The 3,236-nt window shown below is 73.3% G+C and carries 3 protein-coding genes; 1 reads left to right on the top strand and 2 read right to left on the bottom strand.

The features are described from left to right. Positions 1 to 65 precede the first annotated feature (65 nt). Positions 66 to 329 (bottom strand): LAETG motif-containing sortase-dependent surface protein, encoded by a 264-nt coding sequence (locus tag LJ221_RS23710; RefSeq protein ID WP_241716677.1) that lies wholly within the window; start codon positions 327 to 329, stop codon positions 66 to 68. A 563-nt stretch (positions 330 to 892) separates the two neighbouring features. Beyond that, positions 893 to 1,183, bottom strand: coding sequence for a chorismate mutase (locus tag LJ221_RS13425; protein ID WP_241716675.1), 291 nt, complete (start codon positions 1,181 to 1,183; stop codon positions 893 to 895). Between the two features lie 321 nt (positions 1,184 to 1,504). On the opposite strand from LJ221_RS13425, the gene guaA reads away from it, so the two are divergent. Continuing rightward, a complete protein-coding gene (gene guaA / locus LJ221_RS13420) occupies positions 1,505 to 3,124 on the top strand; it encodes a glutamine-hydrolyzing GMP synthase (protein WP_308314777.1) in 1,620 nt (539 codons plus the stop codon). The last annotated feature ends 112 nt before the right edge of the window (positions 3,125 to 3,236 follow it).

The raw sequence follows: 3,236 nt of genomic DNA, 5'->3' as shown, positions 1-3,236 counted from the left end.
CCCCCCCCCCCCCCCCCCCCCCCCCCCCCCCCACACGCCCGTGGCGCACCCGCACGTTCACGCCGTCACGCGGCGGCGGAGGTGTCCGCCCCGGCGCCGCCCCGGCGGCGCACGACGTACATCGCACCGGCGCCCAGCGCCACGGCCGCGGCACCCGCGGGACCGAACATCGGCAGCGCGGAGGACGCACCGGTCTCGGCGAGCCGGCCGGCGGTGCCGACCTTGGTGACCTTGTCCGGGGTGACCGGCTTCGCACCACCGGTCTGCGGCTCGGGCTTGGACTCACCGGGCTCCGGGGCGGGGGACTCCGTGTTCTCCGGGTCCTCCACGGAGGTGGTCCCGTGGCCGTCGGCGTACGCGGCGGGCGCCGCGACCGGCGCCGCGTCCGGATCGGTGCGGCATAGGGGGCGGAAGCGGGCGGTTGCCCACGCTCACCCAGGTTTCGGTGTGGTGTATGTCACTCGGGGGCGTGTCGCTTGTGTGGCGAATCCATGACGGAAAGCCGCGCAACCTTTCCGGCCGCTCGTTCGCCCCGGCACGTTTGTGCAGGTGAACGCGGTAAAGACGCGGTAAAGCGGTGAAGGCGGAATCACGGGGTGGCCGGCCCCCGGCGTCCCGGGGACCGACCGCTGGGTCGTGGCCGGACCGCTGTCCCCTGCCGTCCGGCCACTGCACCGGAGCGAGGTCCCACGACGCCCGGTCCTCACCTCCCGAGGGAGGATGGCGTCTCATCGCTCCGATGCGCTCCCCACGCCTCCGGGCGCCCGGCAGGCTCTGGGGTCGCCAGGTCCAACGACCGTGCCCCGCGGCGGTAATGCCCCGTACGGGTGGTCGTCTCCCGTCGGGACGCGGAGCGGGGACGGGGCGTCGGCGGTGTACGGGCCCGGCCGGCTCAGACGCGCCCGCGGCACAGCTCCAGCAGGGTCATGGCCAGGGAGGTGCCCGGCCGTCCCAGCCGCTCGCGGTAGCGGGTGAGGACCTCCATCTCGCGCGAGAGGTTCACCCGGCGTCCGCCCGCGCCGATCCGGGCCCGCTGGACGCGGGCGGAGACCTCCATGCGCTCTCGCACCAGGGCGATGAGCCGGCGGTCCAGTTCGTCGATCCGCTCGCGGTCCCGCGCGATCCGTTCGTCGGTTCCGGTTCCCGCCTCGGCGGCGGTGGTGGCGGGGGTGGTGGTGGCCATGGCCGTACGTCCCTCCTGGGGTCGTCGCGCCCGGCGCCGGTCGTGCCCCGGGGACACGGCAGGCGCCCCGGGCCTTGACCGGCCCGGGGCGCCTGGGGAAGTCGCTCGTCAGTCGTTCACACGGCGTGCGGGATCCCATGGCGGCCGGCCGGGCCGGTGCCATGGGTAAACCAGAGGATCCGCGCGAACATGACCCCAGTATGCACCCGGAGGCGGGCCGGGGCGGGCGCGGGGCCGGACGGTGAGACGGCCGATCGGGTGCGCACCGCCGGTAGACTGGGCTTTCCCAGCCCAGATCCACGCCGAAAGGCAGCCAGCCCCGTGGCATCAGAGCCCACCGAGCCCACCGCGCCCGCCGAGTCCACGGCCGCGCCCGACGCCCCGGACACCGTCCTCGTCGTCGACTTCGGCGCACAGTACGCCCAGCTCATCGCCCGCCGCGTACGCGAGGCCCGGGTCTACAGCGAGGTCGTCCCCTCCACCACACCGGTGGCGGAGATGCTCGCCAGGAACCCGAAGGCGATCATCCTCTCCGGCGGCCCCTCCTCCGTGTACGCCGAGGACGCGCCCGGCATCGACCGCGCGCTGTTCGAGGCCGGGGTGCCCGTCTTCGGCATGTGCTATGGCTTCCAGCTGATGGCCCAGGAGCTGGGCGGCACCGTCGACAACACCGGCCGCCGCGAGTACGGCGGCACGGCCCTGACCGTCACCCGTCCCGGCTCCACCCTCTTCGAGGGCACCCCGGCCGAGCAGTCGGTGTGGATGTCGCACGGCGACGCCTGCTCGGCCGCGCCCGAGGGCTTCACCGTCACCGCCGCCACCGACGGCGTCCCCGTGGCGGCCTTTGAGGACGACGAGCGCAGGCTCTACGGCGTGCAGTACCACCCCGAGGTGATGCACTCCACGCACGGCCAGCAGGTGCTGGAGCACTTCCTCTACCGGGGCGCGGGCCTGAAGCCGACCTGGACGGCCGCGAACGTCGTCGAGGAGCAGGTCGCCGGCATCCGCGCCCGGGTCGGCACCAGGCGAGCCATCTGCGGTCTGTCCGGCGGCGTGGATTCCGCGGTGGCCGCCGCCCTGGTCAACAAGGCCATCGGTGAGCGTCTGACCTGCGTCTACGTGGACCACGGGCTGATGCGCAAGGGCGAGTCCGAGCAGGTCGAGAAGGACTTCGTGGCCGCCACCGGCGTCCAGCTCAAGGTGGTGGACGCCGAGAAGCGCTTCCTGGACGCGCTGGCCGGCGTCTCCGACCCGGAGGAGAAGCGCAAGGTCATCGGCCGGGAGTTCATCCGCGTCTTCGAGCAGGCCGCGAGCGAGATCGTCGCCGAGGCCGGCTCCGGCGAGGAGGCCGTGGAGTTCCTGGTGCAGGGTACCCTCTACCCGGACGTGGTGGAGTCCGGCGGCGGCACCGGTACCGCCAACATCAAGTCCCACCACAACGTCGGCGGACTGCCCGAGGACCTCCAGTTCAAGCTGGTGGAGCCGCTGCGCAAGCTGTTCAAGGACGAGGTCCGGATGGTCGGCCAGGAGCTGGGCCTGCCCGAGGAGATCGTCCACCGTCAGCCGTTCCCCGGACCGGGCCTGGGCATCCGCATCGTCGGCGAGGTGACGAAGGAGCGCCTGGACCTGCTGCGCGAGGCCGACGCCATCGCCCGCGAGGAGCTGACGGCCGCCGGGCTGGACCGCGACATCTGGCAGTGCCCGGTGGTGCTGCTCGCCGACGTCCGCTCCGTCGGCGTCCAGGGCGACGGCCGCACCTACGGCCACCCGGTCGTGCTGCGCCCGGTCTCCTCGGAGGACGCGATGACGGCCGACTGGACGCGTCTGCCGTACGAGACGCTGGCCCGTATCTCGACCCGAATCACCAACGAGGTCGCCGAGGTCAACCGCGTGGTGCTGGACGTCACCAGCAAGCCGCCGGGGACCATCGAGTGGGAGTGACGCGCCCCGCGTCCTCCTGAACGTCCCCGAACGTCAACGCCCGCGCCGCCGCTCACCCCTTCACCCCGGTGATCCCGATGCCGGGGCAGTCGCGCTGAGCCTCCTTGAAGAG

Origin of the sequence: Streptomyces sp. CNQ085, from assembly GCF_022614595.1 — a bacterium.
Lineage (GTDB): Bacteria > Actinomycetota > Actinomycetes > Streptomycetales > Streptomycetaceae > Streptomyces.
The sequence above is the reverse complement of the archived record's forward strand: the minus strand, read 5'-3'. Positions and strand labels throughout refer to the sequence as shown.